This is a genomic window from Gracilibacillus sp. HCP3S3_G5_2 (assembly GCF_052063305.1).
Taxonomy (GTDB): domain Bacteria; phylum Bacillota; class Bacilli; order Bacillales; family Amphibacillaceae; genus Gracilibacillus.
In genome coordinates this window covers 116222-136880 of the sequence record NZ_JBQHXU010000003.1, presented here as the reverse complement: position 1 = coordinate 136880, position 20659 = coordinate 116222, and the positions used below count along the sequence as shown (strand labels likewise).

Sequence of the window (20659 nt, the reverse complement as noted above, 5' to 3'; positions counted from 1 at the left end):
CTCTATTAAAGTTAATAAGAGGCATTTTTTATACTTATTAACTAGTAATTACCCGATTTTTTTCTAATAAGGAATCCTCTAACATTTCTTTTTGTAATCTTGAAGGTTGATGGATTGGTTTAGAGTTTAGTATTTTCCAAAACCAGCCCCAACAATAATCAAAAGGATAAACAAAACGACGATTAGCGCAAAACCGCCTCCATATCCTCCGTATCCATAACTAGACATACATATCCTCCTTTTTGAAGTGGAAATTAGTTTTTCTTTCGTTATATTGTATGCACCTTGTAGTTTAACGAATGGGTGAATAAAGCTGTATTTGAGCACAATTTTGAAAAGTGATGAGAAGGAATAGAAAACTAACTATGTTTCTTATTTTTATTTCCTAATAAAATGGAAAAAATGATCAAGAACAATGCACTAATCAGATAGAAAAAGCTTACCGACGGCACGAATTCAATGAATAATCCACCGATCGATGGACCAACCAAACTACCGAAACTGAAAAATACGCCGCATAACAGGTTACCTGTTGGCAATAATTCTTTTGGTGTAAGATCAGTCATATAAGTGATTCCTAGAGAAAAGATAGACCCAACAAACATACCTGCCAAAAATAAACAGGCAAATAACCCATAGAAGGATTGCTCTAAAAATCCGGCTGCAGAAAAACAGAGGAAGCCTAATAAAAGTACAGTTGGTAAAACCTGTTTTCGGCCGAACTTGTCACTTAAAATTCCGAGTGGCAATTGAAAAATAATCGCCCCAATTGCAAATGCGAATAAAAAAGCAGATACATTTTCAACTTCAATCCCGATTCGAAGCGCATAGACAGGAAAATTTCCATTCAGGGAAGTTTCTAAAAAGCCATAGGTAAATGGTGGTAAGAAAGCAACCCAGGCATATTTCCATGCTTGTTTGAATCGATTTAATGTATTTTTGAACGAGCTTATCCTCATATTCTGTTCGGGTAATTCGTTTCTAAGCCCAAATAAAAATAACCAACCAATCAGGCTTAGTCCAGAAGCAAGCATGAACGGCAAGCTCTCGTTAATGTTAATAAGTGGTACCATTAATGGCCCGATGGCAAAGCCAATCCCAAAGAATAGCCCATATACCGCAATATTTCTACCTCGTTTATGTTCTGGTGAGAATGCAGTTATCCAAGTTTGGGCACCGAAATTGAGTGCATGATCACCAATTCCAATCAATAAGCGTAATAAAAACCAAAACCAAAATGACTGCCACAATGGAAACAGCGCCAGAGAAACCAATACAAGTAGACCACCTGTTATTAATAAGGGCTTATAACCGAATTTTCTTAACGGCTGTTCCATAAAAGGTGATACTAACAGAACACCTATATATAATCCTGTCGCATTTAACCCATTTAGAAATGAAGACACACCACTGCCTTCAAAAATTACTGCAATTAATGGTAATAGCATTCCTTGGCTAAAACCAGAAACAGCAACAATACTAACTAAAATCCAGAACCTAAATCGATTTTTCTCCATGTTATCCCTTCACTTTCTAAAGCTAAAAATTACTTGCAAAAATCTTCATTAAATAATTCATGATTACTTCTCTGTTTACATTCAATACCTGTGCTCATCAAGTCATTTATGTTCTCTCATTATATTATAGAACTTTGTTGAGCTAGTGAATATTGGATTGTAATTGGATTTTTCCCAACATTTGCTATTATATACAATTTGCTAGATTTAACAAACTATATGACTACTATTTTTTCAAGATCCAAAACTGGAATTGCATTTACAGCTGTTGTATCATGTAGATATTGTATTTTACATAAGAAAGTAAGAGGCGATAAAATGAAGGAAATCGGATTGGTATTAGAAGGTGGAGGAAGCAGAGGAGTCTACACAGGAGGAGTGCTCCAGTATTTAATGGAGCAAAACATTTATATACCTTATGTAATCGGGGTTTCAGCAGGGGCATGTAATGGCTCGTCCTATATCTCACGCCAGATAGATCGTAACAAAACAGTCAATATAGATTATGTCAGTCACCCTGATTATCTTTCCTTACGTAATTGGATTAAAAAGCGGGAATTATTTGGAATGGATTTTCTGTTTGATACATTACCGAATGATCTTGTGCCATTTGATTATCAAGTATTTAATGAAGCCACCGAGGAATTTGTTGTTGGTGTAACAGATTGTACAACTGGAGAACCCTTGTTTTATCCTAAATCATCCTATGCTAATGATATGCTCACTCTTCTTCGTGCATCAAGCTCTTTACCAATGGTAGCACCTGTTGTGGAATTTGATAATCTGTCTTTGATGGATGGCGGGATTTCTGCACCAATTCCGATCAAACAATCAATGAAGGATGGTAACAGGAAAAATGTTGTCATTTTAACGAGGAACAGAGGTTACTATAAAAAGCCGCAGTCGTTCAATTGGTACATAAAAAGAAAATATCGAGAATATCCAGGTCTACTTAAAGCCTTGGAGAAAAGACATATTGAATATAACGATACGTTGAACTATTTGTATGAGGAAGAGAAGAAAGGCAATGTTTTCCTGATTTCTCCAACAGAAAAACTAACGGTAGGTAGAATAGAAAAGAACAAGAATAAATTAATGGATCTTTATCAAAAAGGCTATGAAGATGTTAAAAAGCTTGAAAAAGATTTGCAAGAATTTTTAGCATAGTTAATGCTTCCGTAAAAAGTGGAATACGACACACTTAGTTCGAAATGGTATTTCTTTTCTATAAGATAAATTGTTCAAATTAGCTTAAAAATGGAATGTTGGGATAAGCATGTATGTTCTTGTTATTTTGGGTATGTTATAATGAAAGTGGATAATGTTCTTTTAGGGAAGGTCGGCTAATCTCCTTCGAAAGGGGGTGATGCCTCTGGGTATGTATGAAAGTTTGATGGTTTTGTTTAGTTTTGGAACTTTCATCATAGCATTACTCGCCTTGATTGTATCAATGATCAATCGAAAATAGACCTCCCTATTTGCCCTGACAAGTGACTAGGTGAGGTCTGTCTTTTTCAGATGGCCGATCCCTTTTCCTGGGGGAACCGCTTATCGGAAGCCCACAGTTACCGCTGTGGGTTTTTATGATAGTATATGAATTTTCTACACTAATTATAGCAGTACTTTACAAAATTGTCACTAATACTACAATGAGCAATAAGCCTTTTTTTATACTTTCAAAATGAGACAACAAAATGACCATCCAATAAATTTGAGAATTAGACTGGAAATATGCACTTCTTTAAAAATCACCTAAAATTATGAGCGAACATTGCTTTCCTCATCATGTTATTTATTCAATGGATTCTTGGTAATCACCGCAAGCTCCATTCTTTTCAATGAGTTACAATAATCCTCGTGAATATCTTCATTTATTTTTGACGGTTCTTTTCGTAAATAATGAATGACCCTCCAATTGGAATACCAATCGCCTATTTCTGCAGGCTCCTGTTCTACATTATGCCAAGCATTATCTAATGTAGGACTGTATAAGTGCTTTGCTCCATTTATAAGCTTACCTTTCTTCAAACTCTCTTGCAACGGTTCACCAGGACCATACTCATTGATGTCATTAAAAATATCTGGCCAGTAGTCTTTACGGGATCCTGTATGAGCTTGGCTCAGTGCCATATCATAAATTGCAGGGAAATACTGTTCATCAAATAACAATTGATATAACCGCTTTCCTAATAAAATTCGCTCTTTTAGAGAAGCGAATTGATGTACCGTTTGTCCAATCAATTGAACTTCCTTTCCATTTGAAAAAGGAAAAAGGATCTGATTTAACTGAAATAACTCCTGCACTTTTAACTCTAATGATTCCATTAACGTAGCCCGATAATCTTTGTTCTGCATTACTCTGTCTTCAATATAGTTTTGTTCATTAATAATTAGTGCCACAGATAGCAGGTATTCATTTCTATTCTGATAATAGTGGTCCCACAATACCTTCATAAAATGAGATACACCGAAGTGTGGCAGTAAATAGAAAAGGTTTTTATCTTTTTTGATACTTTCTTCATACAATAGTAGTTGAGGAAATGCATCATGAAAAATCAACCAATTACTTCTTTCTAAAAATGTAAAAAAATACGCTTGTTGCTCATTGGACAACAGCGGTGATAACAGACTCCCTTTCAAATCGGTCATACTCCAACCAGCATTACGTGATACCATATGTGCTAAAAACGCCCATTCTATATTAGGATTTCGTTTGAAAAAATTTAAATAAGCTGCAGTTCTGGTTACATTATTACGATTATTTTTTCGGGTTTTTTCTTTTATAGCTTGTACAAGCTTGCTTTCCTCGTCCGTAAGTTTGTTTAAAGAAGTATTGGAATTTTGTTGTTGCTGTAATGCTTTTTTTACTGATTTAAGCTCAGGTGGTATCCTTTTCAATTGCACAAATATTCGTAATCCCTCCAATCTTATTTTTAGGTTATGTATACCTACTATTATGTTTACTAACTGACAATAGATTTATACAAATATAATGTCATAAGCTGGATACCGAGCAACGATACTGGTTGTCTGTGCCACGCTCAAAAGCACTTCTTCTTTAAAAGAAGAAGTGCTTTTTTAAAAAATACCGGAGATTGCCACGTGCTGTAAATTTTATGGATCCTTAAAACCAAAAAAAGCGACATATACATTCCGATGATTCCCTCTACGCCAAAGATTGTTAATTGAAAAGCTTCTATACTATAAAAAATCAGAATTGGTGGCAGCATACTTCATACCAAAATAAATATAGAAATACTTTTATAAAGAGTATGCATTATATCACTTGCTCCTTTTCATAGTGGCTTTCATTCAATATATCATAACTTAATAAGCTAACGTAAAAAAGTTGAAAAATTATAAATGTGGAGAAAAAAACAGATGTTATCACTATTAAAGAGATTAATAGAGAAATTTAGAAACAAAGCTAACTTTTTTAACTCGCATTTTTACGTAGCGACTGCTGCAGACAGCAAACAAGACTAAAGTCTTTCAATTAAGAAGCTAGATGATACACCACGTAGACGAATGAAATAGAAAAAGCTAGTTGTCAAGTATTAATTTAATATAACCAGCATATGCTATAATAAGACATTTTTGGAAAAATAGTCATTTAAGATTCGTGTAAACGTTGTAAATAGTATCTTCTTTATCAAGAAAGGGTGTGAATAAAGTTGGAGAAAGAAACATTGGTTATTTCGGTTCTGGTAGGAGCTCTCCTGTTATTCATATTATTCGTTTACATCCAAAGTTGGCGTAGTTTTCGCAATAAAGAGGATAATCGATTTAATGAAAATTTATATCAGTATAGAAAAACACTTTATTTTCTGTTCGTCTTGTCACTCATTGCATTCTGGATAATTGATTTCATTTCTATTGATGATTGGAAAAGACTAGTAATATTAGCTGGCATCGCTGTATTTATTGATATATTTGTATTTTCTACACCCACCATAAAAAGTATTTGGAAGACGGAGTTTCAATCCTATGATCCTTTGAAAACGTATATACAAGAAAATAGTTATATAGAAGAGAAACAACAAAATAAGTTAAATTACTTCTCCCAATTGTTGCAAATCGCTCCATTAATCAAATCCGATATTGACAAGAAACAGCTTCCTTTCCCAGATGCTCTTGAATTATTTCTCAGTTATTATGCAGATACTTTTGGTTTACGTATTCATCTTTACGAAGTGAAGGCAAAAGATAATGAAATAGAGTACGAGCCTATTGATATTTTTATAAAAATTATTCAGACAATTAAACAAACACATACATTAGATTGGGAAAGTATGCCGGATAACTTAACGGTTAACGATGAGAGGGATATAGAAGAGATTATTATTGAGACATTATGGAATGGAAATATTGTGGCATTGGATCGTGAAGAAAAGCATGGAAAAGGGATGGCTCACATATGTCCTGTATTTGCCGGTGAAAACCATACGTTTGTGTTATTTATCGAGGAGGTTTATCAAAGGGTTTACGAAATTGACGCTTTATTTATCACTAACCTTGCTTGTCTTTTCTGTTTTCTGGAAGATTAAAATTTAGTGAAAAATTAAATAAAAAAGTAATAAATTAAGAATTATCTCCGTAAAATGATGAAGAGTATTTTAAAATCGAGGTATTTTAAAAAGTAATGAAAAGAAGTGGTGGAGGAGGAGTTCTGTGGTTAAGACAGTTTTGGAGTCAAAGGCAAATATAAATGAAAGGGAGGAACTTAATACTGATAATCCGAATATACTAAATCAAGAAACAACTCCCTTAAGTGACATTCTGCGTCGTAAGAAATCGCCAATAACACAGATAGCGGAGCCATCTAAGACACGTTATACGAAAGATTTGGAGAAGCTAAGGCAAAAAGCATTAAAAATGTTATAGTTTATCAGCGACCCTTTTCTTTCTACCTAAGTGTGATAAGGGAGATGGGTTGTATTTTTTTGTCCTACCATAAGTAGTAATTTTTAATGGTGGTAGTAGAAGGAAACGGGGCCATCGAAATCCTTTGCGATAAGCCACGTTTTTTAAAAAAATACAATCCTAATTAGTATGGAGATTGATGAGGGAGAGATGGTATTCATGGCTAAAACAAAAAACGAAGGCACCGATCTCATCAAACAAATAAAGTCCCCTAAAATTACGCAATGGAAAGGAAAGACAAGAGAAGAGAAACGTCATCAGGCTATGTTAAAGAAGGTTAAGAAGTGGCAAAAGAATGACAGCTCTTATTTATAGTTTTTTTACAGTGAGTTTTAGGATTGTGTGCATTCGGTAAGAAGTATAAGTAAACATTACAATTATTGAAACGCTTGGACAATGTTTTCTCTAGATATCCAAGCGTTTGTCTTTTTTAGCGGGAAAAGTAAGTCACTATTCCATTCGACGACGAAACATTCGTTCAAGAACAACTAACCAAATAAGAGTAATCATAAAACCTGTCAAAAGGTTCCACCAATTAGTGCTGCTGCCAGATTCTAAAAATAATTTTACTGGCCAGTAGACAGGAAATAGCATCATAATATTGACAACAGGGTGATTGATTAGGTAATCGAGTAGTGGTGCAAAAAGCATGAGATTAACTACTTTAGTAAGTGCTAGTCCCTCGACTTTATTAGAAGCAAAACTCGTCAATAACATTGTTATAATAGGTGACTGTAATGCTAGTAAGACAGCTATCGGGAGAAAGGTCATAAAATGCCAGACAACCATTCCTTGTATGACTATAAATGCAAACGATATTAAGAAGGTAACCGTTACAGGAGCTAGTATTCTTGCTAAAAGATAACCTGCTTTTGTTATTGGTGTTACAGCATAAAAAAGCAGAACACCTTCGTCACGTTCATCTAAAATGATAAAACCATAGAGCATCCCAATCATTAAAGGAGCCATTACTAATCCTAAGCCAACAATAATTTGAGTATGTGATTGTAATGAAACATTCGAATAGGATAGAAGGATATTATATAATTCGGGTAAACCAATACGAATCATGGTTGCCAACAGCAGTACCCCTAGTAAAGAAAACAATAATAAAGGCTCACGTCGCATATTTTTAATATCAGTTAATGATAAAACTAACATTCTTTTGATCAAATTCCTCTCCCCCATTACGAAAAGCATTTAGTTCGTAAAAAGCGTTGAAATGAACGATAGGTCAATGCATAAGTACAGCTGATCCAAGGCACAAAGACGAAAATGGAATAAACATAATCTTGTACAGTTGGATTACCAAATGCTCCTTCTAATAAAATAAGTACAGCCTGAGTAGGAAGTAAGAAAAACAGTATGGAATCATTTAGGTTAAAAAAATGAAGTAAAGGTAAGTACAAAATTATCACAAATAAAGGTGATGTATACAAAAACATGTTAACAGAATCCACTCTAGCTGCCAGTAAAACTCCAATTAATGTAAAAAGAATGGAAGATAACAAAACAGCTAATAAGAATGGGAGGTAATGAATATCAAATTGATGTATAATAATAAAAATGAAGGAACTTGACACTATAGCCAGTAATGTTAACGATAAGATTTTACTAATTAAATAGTGATGAATACGTATCGGTGTAACAAACAGTGTATTAAAAATCGATTGATCCTTTTCGAGCAAAACTAATCCACCAACAAAGAAAAAACCTAATACAGACGGATCAGTAAAAATGATTAAAATGGATATTTTCTCGAGATAGGAGGTGGGCACTAATAATAACAAGCTGATATATACAATGCTAACTAGTGCATAAGCGAGATAAAATCCATGACGAAACTGAAAACGAACGTCAAATAAAAAGAGTTTATAATGCTTCATAATAATGTCCTTCCAGTCACCTTCATAAAAATATCCTCCAATGTTGCTTCTTGTGTATGTATGGTTAGAATTTCACAATGTGATAAAATATGCTGAAAATTCTGGTTCTCATGTAGTTTTTTCAATGAAAATAACTTTTGATTGATACCTGTTGGAGAAAGATATTCTATCTTTAATGCTTTATCTCCATAAGCAACTTTTAATTGTTTCGGTTGATCTATTAATGCAATTTTGCCGTCCACCATAAATGCTACACGATCACAAATCTTATCAGCAGTATCCATATTATGAGTAGTGATAATTACTGTTTTTCCTTTTTCTTTTTCTGCTAAAATAAGTTCCCTTAAATTTCTGGCATTGGCTGGGTCTAACCCTGATGTAGGTTCATCTAAGAATAAAATATCAGGATTGTTTAACAATACTCGACAAAAATTCAGACGCATTTTCATTCCTTTAGAATAATGACTGAATCTTACATGCGCAGCGTCAGCTAATCCAACTTCATCTAAAAGTTTCATCGGATTTTGTGTCTTACTTTTATATAATTTACTGAAAAAAGCTAAATTTTCTAAACCAGTGAATTTTTGATAAAAATTTGGGAATTCAAATCCAACCCCGATCTGTTCATAATAATCAGGTCCTATTTGATTTATTTCTTGGCTATTTATTTGGACATTACCTTGATACTCCTTTAATATACCAATTAAGATTTTTTGCGTTGTACTTTTTCCTGCACCTGATGGTCCTAAAAAGCCAAATATTTCCCCCTTCGCAATTTCAAAAGAAATATCTCTAATCGTGTTTTCTTTTTCCCTTGGGTAACGATAGCTTAAATTGCTGACTTTAATCACTCGTGTCCACCTCCTGTACCAGTCCTGTAGCCAAGCATTCAGCAAGTAAGTCTACCGCTTCTGGATACACTTGCTCACCAATCTCTTTCTTATGAAGAATAATCATATAAAAACCTCTTACTGCAGCAGTAATTGACTGTGAGGATCGATTTATCATGCAATTATTTTCTTGCCACTTAGTAATTAATGGCGATAATATCCATTCATCTTGGTTAACATGCTGTTGCAGTCTTTCTGGAGGGAGTTTTCTAACGAGATGATCCATCTCTTCGCCTTGAAAAATTCTTTTTATGAAAGGATTCTTATCTATTAATTCCATGCCATAAAGTAACATCTCTTTGAAGGATTGTCGTGTAACTTTTTCATTATTTATTTTATTTATGATTTTCTGTTTGATATAGGCTTCTTCCATTTCCAAAATATCAAAAAAGAGAACTTCTTTAGAATCAAAAAACTGATAAAAAGAACCTTGTGCAATACCAACTGCAGAAGTTAGTTGAGCAATGCTCGTTTTTTTTACACCAAATGCTGAAAACAGCTGTTTGCCCACTTCGATTAATTGTTGTTGAATCATTGCCTTTTCATCTTTCGTAAAACCCCTTACCATTTTACTACCACCTTTTGAATATATGAATATTTTGTATTTTTATTCATTATAACTAATATATTCTTTCATGTAAATATGATTATTCTATGTACGGTATTGTTACGAGAGCATATCGAGGATATTACCAATTTTTACAAAAAGTTTACTAGTAGTTTACTTCTTATTCATATCCTGTATGTATAGTGAAAGAGTGACCGAATTAAAGGAGGAATGACGAAATATGAAAAGAAAATGGACAAGCGAGTTGTCACTTCTTGTTATTTTATGTTTAGTTTTTTCAAATGTTTTTACATATGTTCCAGTTGCATATGCTAAAACTGATGAAGAACAAGAAGTTATAGTTGATGATGGAGAAATAGGATCACGTTCAATAGTGGAAGAACAATCCATTATCAAAAGTGATAATTTAGGAGAGGAGAAATCCGAGGAAGCTTCATCATCAAAAGAGGCGCAAATACATAAGGAAGAAATAGAAGAGAAAGAAGAGTCAGGAAAAGAAGATAAGCAAGCTAATGAAACACAAGCTACCAACAATAAAGAAGTAACGTCTGAAGAAAAGAAAGAAGCTTCGCAAGAGAAGCGGGCAGGTTCTGAAGAAGATGCAACATCTACCATCAAGGAAATGGAAGCGCAACCTACTATAGATTATCAAAGCCTTCCACCTCTTTTACTAACAGAAATTATGCCAAGTAATGATGGAGAAGACGACTTTGAATATTTTGAAGTTTATAATAATAGCGATCAAACTATTTTATTAGATTATTATACTATTGCATTACGCTACAAGGATGACAGTAGTGATGATGAAGCTTTTGAATTTCCTGAAGTATCCATATCTTCAGGTGAAACATTAGTGTTCTGGCGCAATCCAAAGCAATTGAGTGTAAAAGATTTTAATGGCCACTACTCGACAGACTTAACAGAAGAACAAATTGTTTCTTATCAGGGAACAGAATTTAATAACCGTGGAAATCATGAACTGGTAATAAAAGATGCACATGAAGAGATTGTAACTAGCAGCTATGAGGAAGAAGATATTGCTTCTGGTAAAGCTTTAACCTATCAGTTTCCAACTCAAGGAACTGAAATGGTACCTCTTTATGCAGTCGCTGACCCTACACCAGGGACTTTGGATAAAGATCAAATACCGGAAGAAAAAGTAAGCTCCGAAAAACTGGAGAAGTCAATAATTGAACATACACCAGTAATGGAAGCGCAAGAAGGTAAGTCAATAACAATTGAAGCCAAATTACCAAGTGAAGAGGGTAAAGTGAAAGGAGTATTACACTATCTTTCAGCAGAAGGATCGTTTAAACAAGTTAACATGAGCTTGGTTGAGGATAATGTGTATGAAGCTGTTATTAGCAGTGAAGACGTCATTACTAGTGAACTAGAATATTATATTTCAGCTACTAATCCACATCAGCGCGCAAGGTATCCTGAGGATAACAGGGAAATGGTTACTGTTGATATAAAAACAGTTGATGATTCTGATGAGGATTTTCAGCGATACCCTCACTTATTAATTACGGAAATATCGCCAAATACAGAAGGTGGAGGAACAGACTATTTCGAATATTTTGAAATATATAATAACACCAATCAGACTCTATACTTAAATCAATATGCACATATTTATTATTACACAGATTCCGGACGTGAACGACAATTTCGAGTTCCAGCAGTAGAAATTGAATCAAAGGAAACACTTGTTTTTTGGTACAATAATGGAAATCATTCATTGGAGGATTTCAATGCTCATTTTTCTACTAACCTTTCAAGTGAGCAAGTGATAGAAGTAACGGATCCTAATTTTCCAGGTTTTGCAAATGGAGGGAATCGTGCGTTGCTCTTAAGAGACACTTCCAATGAGGAAGTAGTATATGCAGAGTATGACGGAGCAGATAATGATAATACTGGTGCAGTTATTCAGTATAAATACCCATATGAAGGGACAAAAATGACAAAGTTAGAAACGTTGGCAGATCCTACACCAGGGACAATTAAATCTGAACAGGTTCCTGCAGAAGTAGTGATGATCGAAAAAAGGGAAGAAGACACCACTGCTCCAGTAATTAAGCATGAAGCTATTTCGTCAGTAGATGCTTTTTCACCGGTAACGATTGAAGCAGAAGTGACAGATGATCAGGCAGTTCCTGATGTTACACTTTTTGTAAAAAATCAAGATTCAGCATATCGAAGTTTGTCTATGGTGCCTGATTTAAGTAAACCAGATACTTATAAAGTAGAAATACCCGGCATCCATGTGGAATCAGATATAACGTATTATATTGAAGCTACTGACGGTGTTAATAAAACAAAAACAGAGCAATTCACCATTTCTGTATCCAAAAATGAAGTGGATACCCAATCATTACCCCCATTACTAGTGACGGAAGTCGTACCAGATTCTACAAATGTAGGCTCTGCGGATGGATATGAATTTATCGAGATTTATAACAATTCGGACCAAGACATCCCTTTTGAGCATTATAAAATACAATACCGTTATGGAAATGATCCTGCCAGTGATGTCATTTGGCCTTCTATCCCCGATGATGTTGTGATTCCTGCAGGTGAAACATTAGTATTCTGGATTATAAATGGGCAAAATAATCATAAGACTGTAGCAGATTTTAACGCTAATTATGGCTCTGATTTAATAGAAAATAAAAACATAGTCAGAATTGAATCAGCTGGAATGGCTAATGGTAGTATGCGGGGGCTAATTGTCGCTTCTAATATAGGACGTGAATATTCGATTGCCTATTACAATGATTTAGATACTTCTAATGATACTGCTCCTGATAAAGGAATAATTTATAAATATCCAACAGATGGAACAAATGTCATGCAAAAGATAAGTGCTGGTATCCTTGATGCTACACCTGGTGTAGTGGAAGATTATCAGGTACCAAGAGAGCCTGTTAAAATAAAACCAGATCATAGTGATCCAGTAATTGAAGATGTTACAAATATTGATGTAATCAACCAGACAAGTGACCTAAATGTCACAGCAGAAGCTTTTGACCAGGAGGAGTTAAAAACTGTTGCAATATATTACCGTACCAATAATATGGAGGAATATCGGAAATCGCTAATTGAAGAGCAGGAAGAGAAAGGAGTATTTACTTACCGTATTTTTGCTCCAGAGTTGATTGGCCAAGAGGAAATACAGTATTATTTTGAAGCTTCTGATGGCGTAAATACCTCAACAACAAACGTCCAGACTGTAAAAATTGAAAGTAATTTAGATACCAGCCCGTTACGCTTAAATATTGATGAAGGTCAAATTTTGAATGGAACATCTGTGTTAAGAGGAACGTCCAATGTTGATCAACCAGTTGATTTGAAAATGCGTATAGATGGGAACCAAGTACCATTAAGCTATCAAGCATTAGAACACGAGGCTTATTTTGCATTCGAAGTGAGTGGAATTAATACTTATTTTCAAAATGGTGTAACCATTGGAGATGAGGTCATTCATATTTTCGATGATTGGATGGCTCAATGGGAGACGATCACCGTGCCAATAGATCCTGACTATTTAGAAGTTGGTGAAAATACGATTACAATTCGAGCAGGAAATAAAGCAAGTCCTTGGGAAGGGGATCCTGGTGAAAACCGTGATGATTTTAACTTGCGAAATGTACGCTTAGTTTTGGCGGATGGTACAATTTTGACGGATCCCAATCATTCTGACCCTAATAATGTATTAGATATGGGGGATGATGGTACTTACCGGATTGCAGAGGACTTTACCTTTACCATTTCAAAAGATCATGCGCGTGCGATGGCTTATGTATGGGATACTACTGAAGCATTAGATGGCGAACATATAATAGAATTAACCGATTCAGATCAGACAATACAAAAAGTGGTCCGTGTTGACAATACAGCCCCTAGTATTGTAGCAACAGTTGAAGAAAATCAATCGTATAAAGGTGCTTTTACAATTGACGCGAGGATTAATGATGATGTTGCAGGGGTTGATAGTTATCATGCGGAGCTGGACGGAGAAAAAATAGTTTTTCCTTATGAAACGTCTTCAGGTGAACTATCGAGTGGAGAACATTTATTAATCATCACAGCTATAGATAAAGTAGGGAACCAAAGAAGTGAAGAAATAAGCTTTTATACCGTTGATGAAAATCCATCCGTTTCTGATAACCTAACCAACGTAAAAGACGGTGATCCTACATTAAGGCTTCGTGTAGAGGACCCTATGGGAGATAAACTAAAAGTTGGGTTCTACCAAGGCTTTCAATATAAACCATCTGATACAGAATCTGTAGTATCATACCAAGGTGGATCACCTGTAGAGCCACCACACACGAATGACGTTGGGGAGTCAGTACAATTGGATGAGCAGGAATTATCGCTAGTGTCTGAAAAGGACGGGAAGTATTTAGTGACAGACGCTACCAAGGAATTTCCCTATCATCGCTTTGACGTCACTTTAGATGATACGGTAAATGAAGATGATATAGTGGAACTAGAATGGAATGGTAACTCCTTAGAAGGTAGAAAAGTAACGATGTATGCTTGGAATTTTGAGACATCCAAGTGGGATATTATTGATTATCGAATTGCAGGTGAAGATGATTTTTCACTTAAAGGTAATGTAGACGTTGCTACCTACAGTAAAGCCCATAACATCCAGGTTTTAATCCAAGATGAAATACCAGTAAATCGAGACGAGTATGACTATACGTTTGTCTGGATGTCAGATACACAATACTATTCTGAAAGCTATCCACATATTTTCGAGCGCCAAACAGATTGGATTGTAGAGCAGCAAGAGGAAATGAAAATTGAGTATGTTTTCCACAGTGGTGATTTGGTAGATGAGGCAGATCAGGAGTATCAATGGCTGCATGCAGATGAATACATGAGAAAGCTTGATGACGCTGAAGTACCTTATGGTGTTCTAGCAGGAAATCACGACGTATTACAAAAAACAGAAGACTATACTGAATACTATAAATATTTTGGAGAGGACCGTTTCGCTGACAAGCCTTATTATGGTGGATCATATTTGAATAACCGTGGTCATTATGATTTGATCTCAATAGAAGGTAACGACTATATAATGCTATATTTAGGGTGGGGTATCGATGATGAAGGTATCGCATGGATGAATGAAGTATTAAGTCAACATCCAGATAGAACAGCAATCCTAACGTTCCATGAGTATCTTCAGGCAACAGGTACACGTCATCCACTTGGTGAAAAGCTATACGAGGAAGTAGTTATTCCCAATGAAAATGTTGTGGCAGTTTTAGCAGGCCATTATCATGAAGCACAAACATTAGTTGATGAAATTGATGACGATGGTGACGGGAACCCTGACAGGAAAGTATATCAGATGCTAGCAAACTATCAGGCTGGTCCCGAAGGCGGACAAGGTTATTTGCGGCTGTTACATTTTGATACGGATAATAATCGAATATTTGTAAATACTTATTCACCATACTTGGATGATTATCATTACTATGATACAGATGAATATCCAGGTAAAGATGAATTTATCATTGAACTCGATCTAACAGCAAAACAAAAACGTGTCGCAACAGATAGTTTTGCCGTTAATGTTTATACCAATAATGCAATTGGTACGGTAGAGGATTTAGCAAGTGGAGATATTGCTGAAGTTACATGGAAGGGGCTTACTGAAGGAGAGCAATATTTTTGGTATGCTATCGTTTCTGATAATTATACAGGTCAGACTCGTTCCCCAATCTGGTCTCTAGTAAAAGGAAAGGATAAGACATCAGAAAAAGAGCTTGGAAATGAAGATGAAAATCGTGATGAGCAGTCTGAAAATGAACGAGAATCACAAACTGATACAGAGCATGATTCGACGCATAGACCAGACTCAAATGGAGGAAATAGTGAACAGGGTTCAAAACAAGTATCAAAAAGTGATGAAGATCAAATAGCAGAAGGATCAGAAAAAAATCGAAACCAAGACGATACATTCCATAACAAGACGATTCATTTACCAAATACCGCTACTAACATGTATCAGTATTTAGCATTAAGTATCATCTTACTTCTGACTGGTGCCATCATATATTACAGAGCACACAGATCACGAAAACAAAATAAATTAATTTAACCAGAAAAAAGAGGAGATTGGGACATAACCTATTTTCTTAACATCAAATACGAACGATGCAATAAATATTATTGCGCAATATAGGGGATGCTTTTCACTAACTTACGTCTTATGATATCGAGTGGAAGGCATCCGCTCTGGCTGATCATTTCGCTTTTACCCATAGGGCATAAGTCAACATCTGTTCAAGCAAGCTTTCACAGTGTTTCCTATACCGAAGGGCATGCTCTTCAGCTAACTTTTGCAAAGAAGATCACTTTACAAAAGTGGATCTTTAGATCATGCTAATCCCTCAGAAGTCGAAACGATCGGCCTGCGCTATTTGAATAATCGTTTGGATTTTTGTGATTATACAGTTCTTTTGTTCCAGCCTCTTCTCTATCTGAGTAACAAGGAAAAAACAGAGTTATCTATTTTGATGTGCTAGAAACTAATTGACACTTACTAACGAATAGTATGTAGAAGCTATCATAGTTCTTTCTTGATAAACGATAAGCAAGATTTCAAGCATTCCTCCTATCCTATACACATCCTAAAGTTTTCCAAAAATAGGGTTGAATTTTCCAGGGAGATGTTGTATGATTGCTTTATGGTAAAAACTGCATATTTTCTTATCCAGAGAGGCGGAGGGATTTGGCCTAATGATGTCTCAGCAACCAGTCATGTATGACACGGTGCTAATTCCAATAGATAAGAGGATTGACTTTAGCTTATAATAAAGGCCTTCTTCTTATAGAAGGTCTTTTTTTACTGGGTAAGATATGCTAACCAAATTCATTTTTACTAGAGGAGAGGTAATATGACAACAAAAACAGTAACAGCTCCATTTCGAGCGGATCATGTGGGTAGCTTATTACGCCCAGAGAATTTATTGAAGGCGAGAAAAGATTTTAAGGAAGGTGTTATCACAAAAGAGCAATTACGTGAAGTGGAAAATAAAGAAATTGCTCACATCATCGATAAGCAGATTGAAGTAGGATTAGAGCTTGTTTCAGATGGAGAATTTCGACGTCGTTTCTGGCACACAGATTTCTTAGAACATTTGAACGGAATAGAAGGATATGTACCAGAAGTGGGATATATATTTAATGGAAATGAAGAGACGGAACGATACAATATTCGCAATACTGGTAAGATTTCATTTAATCTTGATCATCCATTTATCAAAGACTTTAAAGAATTTAACGCGCTAGTAGATGGACGTGCTGTGGCAAAGCAAACCATACCAAGTCCTAATCAGCTATTCAATAAGGGTATCCGTGATGTTAGCATTTATCCAGATATTGAGGATTATGCCAGCGATGTCATACAGGCATATCGAGATGCCATTCAAGCATTTTATGATGCTGGTGTACGTTATTTACAGTTTGATGATGTCTATATAGCAGGATTGTCTTCACCAGATATTCCATTTAATGATGGAGAATTTTCACGAGAATTCTTAATTGATCTTGCTTTACGAGTAGTAAATGGCGTATTAGAAAATAAACCGAGTGATCTTATTGTTACTACTCACCTATGTCGGGGAAATTATCGTTCGAATTGGGCTTTTGAAGGCAGCTATGATTTGATTGCCCCTACTTTGTTTGCGAAAGAAAAGGTAGATGGTTTCTTTTTAGAATATGATGATGAAAGATCAGGAGGGTTTAAGCCGCTAGAACACATTCCAGATGGGGGTGCAAAAGTGGTGCTAGGCTTAATAACTTCCAAAAATGGTGAATTAGAAAACAAAGATCAAATTAAGGCAAGGGTTGAGGAAGCATCGAAATATGTGCCACTCGAACAACTTTGCTTAAGTCCTCAATGTGGCTTTGCATCCACTCATCATGGAAACAACCTAACAGAACAAGACCAATGGAACAAACTTCAGTATGTTGTACAAATTACGAAAGAAATATGGGGTTGATCCTCCTAAACTTCTTTAGTTCCTAGTTTTATTAAGTAAAGATGATCGAAGAGGGAACCTTTATAGCATTTATTGCTGTAAAGGTTTTTCTGTCGTTTGGCAATAGGCTTAGATTTTGTTCGAGATGAGGTAGCAGAAAATCAACTAAGACGCTCAAAAGTTATTCATATCATTAAATGGACAGCCTTTTTGCTTTATTCTTGTTGGTACAGTGTGAATGGTAAATTTCCTCGGGTCTAATGTATCCGTTACTTCATCCCAAAACAATGGAGTTGCAACAGTTGCTTCGTCAGTCGCCCTTGTTGAATAAGGTGCAATAATTGTCTTACCTGGTGCGTGCTGTACATAGTCAATGTAAAGACGGTTGCCTCGTTTTTTCTTTAAACGTTCAATCGTAAAATGCTCTGGATCGGATTCAACTAACACATTAGCGGTTGCTTCCATTAAAGTTCTTGTCTGATTATACGTCATGTTGACCACTGGTATATGAATTTGTAAGCCCGTTCTTCCCGAAGTTTTGACAAAAGGTGTGAAGCCTTGATTTTCCATCATTTTTTTAATTAATTTTGCAGCTCTTACAGCATACGGGAACTGATCTAACGATGGCGGATCAAGATCGAAAACAATTTCTATAGGGTTTGTTTCTTTTATCGTGTTAAATGGAACATGAAATTCCAATCCACCATGATTACCAAACCACATTAAACTATGCAGATTCTGGCAAAGTATATCTGCTTCTCCATCATTACCTGCGATTGTTTGAATATAGGAAGGTGCATAGTCAGGTAAGTGTTTTTGATAAAAAGAGTGCTCGTGAATACCATCAGGATAGCGAATGACTGTTAGTCTTCGATCCTTTAACCCCCGTAATATAAAAGGTGCGATCCATCTTAAGTAACAGAGGAAATCCAATTTCGTGACATTTGGGAATAACTCTTTTTCTAAACGAGATAAACTAACCTCTTTTGGGAATTGTGCTAACCCCTCTTTAACCGTCTTTTGGTTACAATCTGTCGGATCAATATCAAATCGAAATTGGTGAAAAACTGGTTCGCGCAATTCCCCAGCTTCAGCATCGAGACAATTAATATCCATGCATATGGAAGGCTCTACTTTCCACGTTGTCTGATTTACTTTTTGACCATAGCGCTTAATAAAGGTTGTTAACGTATCTTTTTCTTGGCGTTCTAGTCCATTTTTGCATTTTCCAAGAATTTCAAGTGTTTCGTCCTGATAATAACTCAACTTGAAATAATCATTTTCGGTATTCCAGTTTGTAACTATTCCTGGAATGGTGCGGAAATTTTTAATTTTAAGCCATGTTTTACTTCGTTTTCCCTCTATATAAGGAGCTTTTCTATTTTTGACAACGATGCCTTCTGCTTGATGTAAATCAACTATTCCTAAGATGGTTTCCAAGTTTTCAAACGTAACTGCCTTTTGAATTCTTCCCATCCAATTGTCCGAAAGCGAAGATAATAACTGATCCCGTTCTAAGTAGTTTTTTTTTCGCAAATCTTGACCGCTTAGTTCCAGTATATCAAAGGCAATAAATGTTGCCGGCCGCTTTTTACTGTATCTATTGATATTTGTTTTTAATCTTGACCGCTTTTGCAGTTGACTAAAATCTGTTCGATAGTTACTGACCGTAATAACCAATTCACCATCAAGAAATAGTGGTAAATACTTTTTAAATCTGAAGGTGTGTGCTTGACACCATGAAATGATTTCAGGAAATGTTGAACTGATATTGTGGCTATTGCGACTCCATAATTGGGCCTCATCTTTTGTCCAATACAATCCACAACGATAGCCATCGTATTTTACTTGGTAAAGCCATTGATCTCCAATTGGTGCTTCATCTACAAGTGTTGGCAGCATCGGTTTCCACATAAGATAAACTCCTTTTACAATCACTAATCAGTAATATTTTTGACAAACTGTTGTATGATTATGTCCTAAAAAAGAAAAACTATTTAAAAAGAGGTGATAACATGCATACCATGTGGAAAGGAACTATCAGTTTTGGTCTAGTTAATATCCCTGTCAAACTTCATTCAGCAACAGAGAATAAAGACATAAAGCTTAGAAATTTGCATAAAGAGTGCCAATCTCCTGTTAAATATGAAAAAGTTTGTCCTGTTTGTGAAAAGGAAGTCGAGCAAGATGACATTGTAAAAGGGTTTGAATATACGAAGAATAAATTTGTTATTTTGGAAGATGAGGATTTAGAAGCACTTAAAGAAGAAAATGAGGATAAAGCTGTCGATATTGTTGATTTTGTTAAATTAGAAGAAATTGATCCGATTTATTTTGACCGCAGTTACTATTTATCTCCAAACGAAGGTGGAGCAAAAGCATATGGTTTATTGCGTAAAGCACTAGAAGAAACCGGAAAAATAGGATTAGCAAAAATAACAATTCGTTCAAAGGAACATCTCGCAGTTGTTCGTATTTACGAGAATACCTTGGTAATGGAGACCATCTATTATCCTGATGAAGTCAGGGATTTTCAGGAAGTACCTAATATACCCGAGGAAACGAATATTGTGGAAAAAGAACTGGAAACGGCAAAATTATTAATTGAACAGTTATCGACAACATTTGAGCCGGAAAAGTATCATGATGAGTATCGCACAGCATTATTGGAACTTATTGAACAGAAGAAAAAAGGCGAAGAGGTATCTACGGCTAAAGAACCCGCAAAAAAAGACAATGTTACAGATTTAATGGAAGCACTCGAGAAATCACTGAACAAAACAAAGAAGGGAAAAAAGAAAACAACTACGAAAGGCAAGAAAACAACGAAGAAATCTACTTCTCAAAAGGCAAAAGCAAACTAATGCAC

The 20659-nt window shown here is 35.3% G+C and carries 16 protein-coding genes and 1 riboswitch; of the genes, 8 read left to right on the top strand and 8 right to left on the bottom strand.

Going from position 1 to position 20659, the window contains the following annotated elements:
* Positions 1–126: 126 nt before the first annotated feature.
* Positions 127–228: a YjcZ family sporulation protein gene (locus ACTNEP_RS05660; protein WP_441160756.1), complete on the bottom strand. Its 102-nt coding sequence runs from the start codon at positions 226–228 to the stop codon at positions 127–129.
* Between the two features lie 131 nt (positions 229–359).
* Positions 360–1517: an MFS transporter gene (locus ACTNEP_RS05655; RefSeq protein WP_441160755.1), complete on the bottom strand. Its 1158-nt coding sequence runs from the start codon at positions 1515–1517 to the stop codon at positions 360–362.
* A gap of 318 nt (positions 1518–1835) precedes the next feature.
* Between ACTNEP_RS05655 and ACTNEP_RS05650 the strand changes: the two genes are divergently transcribed.
* Positions 1836–2684 (top strand): patatin-like phospholipase family protein, encoded by an 849-nt coding sequence (locus ACTNEP_RS05650; RefSeq protein ID WP_441160754.1) that lies wholly within the window; start codon positions 1836–1838, stop codon positions 2682–2684.
* A 199-nt stretch (positions 2685–2883) separates the two neighbouring features.
* Positions 2884–2985: a putative holin-like toxin gene (locus ACTNEP_RS05645; protein WP_441160753.1), complete on the top strand. Its 102-nt coding sequence runs from the start codon at positions 2884–2886 to the stop codon at positions 2983–2985.
* 320 nt (positions 2986–3305) lie between these two features.
* Here ACTNEP_RS05645 and ACTNEP_RS05640 read toward each other — a convergent pair whose 3' ends face one another.
* Positions 3306–4421 (bottom strand): DUF2515 family protein, encoded by a 1116-nt coding sequence (locus ACTNEP_RS05640; RefSeq protein WP_441160752.1) that lies wholly within the window; start codon positions 4419–4421, stop codon positions 3306–3308.
* Between the two features lie 770 nt (positions 4422–5191).
* Between ACTNEP_RS05640 and ACTNEP_RS05635 the strand changes: the two genes are divergently transcribed.
* The 3 genes from ACTNEP_RS05635 to ACTNEP_RS05625 all read left to right on the top strand — a co-directional run bounded on the left by ACTNEP_RS05635 (position 5192) and on the right by ACTNEP_RS05625 (position 6755).
* The gene (locus ACTNEP_RS05635) at positions 5192–6064 is read left to right on the top strand and encodes a type II toxin-antitoxin system SpoIISA family toxin (RefSeq protein ID WP_441160751.1); all 873 of its coding nucleotides are present in this window, start codon (positions 5192–5194) and stop codon (positions 6062–6064) included.
* Positions 6065–6188: 124 nt separating this feature from the next.
* Positions 6189–6401, top strand: a complete 213-nt coding sequence (locus ACTNEP_RS05630; RefSeq protein WP_441160750.1) for a hypothetical protein — start codon at positions 6189–6191, stop codon at positions 6399–6401.
* Positions 6402–6599: 198 nt separating this feature from the next.
* Positions 6600–6755, top strand: a complete 156-nt coding sequence (locus ACTNEP_RS05625) for a hypothetical protein (protein ID WP_441160749.1) — start codon at positions 6600–6602, stop codon at positions 6753–6755.
* A gap of 135 nt (positions 6756–6890) precedes the next feature.
* Here ACTNEP_RS05625 and ACTNEP_RS05620 read toward each other — a convergent pair whose 3' ends face one another.
* Genes ACTNEP_RS05620 through ACTNEP_RS05605 form a run of 4 tightly spaced genes read right to left on the bottom strand, consistent with a single transcriptional unit; the run spans position 6891 to position 9784 of the window.
* Positions 6891–7613, bottom strand: a complete 723-nt coding sequence (locus ACTNEP_RS05620; RefSeq protein WP_441160748.1) for an ABC transporter permease — start codon at positions 7611–7613, stop codon at positions 6891–6893.
* A gap of 14 nt (positions 7614–7627) precedes the next feature.
* The gene (locus ACTNEP_RS05615; RefSeq protein WP_441160747.1) at positions 7628–8326 is read right to left on the bottom strand and encodes a fluoroquinolone export ABC transporter permease subunit; all 699 of its coding nucleotides are present in this window, start codon (positions 8324–8326) and stop codon (positions 7628–7630) included.
* Positions 8323–9177 carry an ABC transporter ATP-binding protein gene (locus ACTNEP_RS05610; protein ID WP_441160746.1) on the bottom strand — a complete coding sequence of 285 codons (855 nt, stop codon included), beginning with the start codon at positions 9175–9177 and terminating at the stop codon, positions 8323–8325. Before ACTNEP_RS05610 ends, ACTNEP_RS05615 begins: the two co-directional genes overlap by 4 nt.
* Positions 9170–9784 carry a TetR/AcrR family transcriptional regulator gene (locus ACTNEP_RS05605; protein ID WP_441160745.1) on the bottom strand — a complete coding sequence of 205 codons (615 nt, stop codon included), beginning with the start codon at positions 9782–9784 and terminating at the stop codon, positions 9170–9172. The genes ACTNEP_RS05610 and ACTNEP_RS05605 overlap by 8 nt, the downstream gene beginning before the upstream one ends.
* A gap of 220 nt (positions 9785–10004) precedes the next feature.
* On the opposite strand from ACTNEP_RS05605, the gene ACTNEP_RS05600 reads away from it, so the two are divergent.
* Both ACTNEP_RS05600 and ACTNEP_RS05595 read left to right on the top strand, forming a co-directional pair.
* Entirely contained in the window at positions 10005–15905 is a 5901-nt protein-coding gene (locus ACTNEP_RS05600; RefSeq protein WP_441160744.1) for a lamin tail domain-containing protein, read from the top strand.
* Positions 15906–16513: 608 nt separating this feature from the next.
* Positions 16514–16602: riboswitch (SAM riboswitch) on the top strand.
* A gap of 102 nt (positions 16603–16704) precedes the next feature.
* On the top strand, positions 16705–17811 hold the full coding sequence (locus ACTNEP_RS05595) for a 5-methyltetrahydropteroyltriglutamate--homocysteine S-methyltransferase (RefSeq protein ID WP_441160743.1): 1107 nt from the start codon (positions 16705–16707) through the stop codon (positions 17809–17811).
* 153 nt (positions 17812–17964) lie between these two features.
* Here the strand turns inward: ACTNEP_RS05595 and ligD are convergent, their stop codons facing one another.
* Entirely contained in the window at positions 17965–19704 is a 1740-nt protein-coding gene (ligD, locus tag ACTNEP_RS05590) for a DNA ligase D (RefSeq protein ID WP_441160742.1), read from the bottom strand.
* 101 nt (positions 19705–19805) lie between these two features.
* On the opposite strand from ligD, the gene ku reads away from it, so the two are divergent.
* The gene (ku, locus tag ACTNEP_RS05585) at positions 19806–20654 is read left to right on the top strand and encodes a non-homologous end joining protein Ku (RefSeq protein ID WP_441160740.1); all 849 of its coding nucleotides are present in this window, start codon (positions 19806–19808) and stop codon (positions 20652–20654) included.
* Positions 20655–20659: the final 5 nt, after the last annotated feature.